At 54.8% G+C, this 1,170-nt stretch carries 1 protein-coding gene; it reads right to left on the bottom strand.

Annotated elements, in window-relative coordinates; genetic code table 11:
• Window positions 1-1,170, bottom strand: a 1,170-nt coding sequence (locus ICL55_RS34860) for an amino acid adenylation domain-containing protein (protein ID WP_188106692.1), incomplete at both ends; no start/stop codon positions are given.

Here is a 1,170-nt window from a genome sequence, read left to right as displayed (position 1 = left end):
GAAACGGGACAGCTGCATAAACCGGCCCGGCACCATGTACGCCGGGATACGCTCCAACAGCCGTTCATACAAGACGCTGCTGCTCTGAGCCACCTCACTGATCACATATCCGATCAGGTTATATTCGCCGTTTTTATCTTTTACCGCCCGCACACTTGCGCCGGTGATATCCGGCAGACTGAGCAGCGCATGCTCTACTTCGCCCAACTCTATCCGATACCCCCGCACTTTCACCTGATCATCGGTGCGGCCCATGTATACCAGGTTGCCATCCGGCTGCCAGCGTACCAGGTCGCCCGTGCGGTACAGCCGCTCGCCCGCGATGAACGGATGGTCCACAAAGCTACTCTCTGTCAGCAACGGCCTGTTGAGATAACCCTGCGCCAGCTGCACCCCGCCGATGTACAACTCTCCGGCTACGCCTACCGGTAACAGCTGCCGGTTGGCATCCAGCACATATAAACGGGTATTGCTTACTGGTTTACCGATAGGAATAACGTCCAGGCCTACACGCGTCACAAAGCTGGTCACGTCTATCGATGCTTCTGTAGGGCCATACAGGTTATTTAACGGCACGGCCGTTTTGCTGTACCAGGTGTTCACCGTTCTTACCGACAGCGCCTCTCCACTGGCGATCACCTGTTTTAAAGATGACAGGTCGGTATCTGCTGCTGCCATAAACATGTCCAGCATGCCCGGCACAAAATGAATATGCGTGACCTGATGCGTGGCTATCAGCGCGCCGATACGTGCAGGAGACACTACATCCTCATCTTCACAAAGTACCAGCCGGCAACCCCAGCACAGCGGCAGGAAGATCTCCCATACCGATACATCAAAAGTGAAAGTCGTTTTCTGTAATACGGCATCATCGTTCGTGAAGCCGTAGGTACGCCACATCCATTCCAGGCGATTCACTACGCCCTTATGCCCCAGCATACAACCTTTCGGGCGACCGGTAGAACCAGAGGTATATAACACATAGGCCAGTGAATCCTCGCTGGTAGCCGGCAGTTCCCAGCTGCCCGCATAAGCCGCCTGGTGCTGTACAAAATCTGTGATCAGCGCATCATCTATACAGATGCGGCTGCCACTGTCAGATAAGATATAGTCGATGCGCTCTGCCGGGAAAGAGGGGTCCATTGGCACATAAGCCCCGCCCGTTTTCAA

Source organism: Chitinophaga varians, from assembly GCF_014529945.1.
Classification (GTDB): Bacteria; Bacteroidota; Bacteroidia; order Chitinophagales; family Chitinophagaceae; genus Chitinophaga; species Chitinophaga varians.
This window is presented reverse-complemented; position numbering and strand designations above follow the sequence as displayed.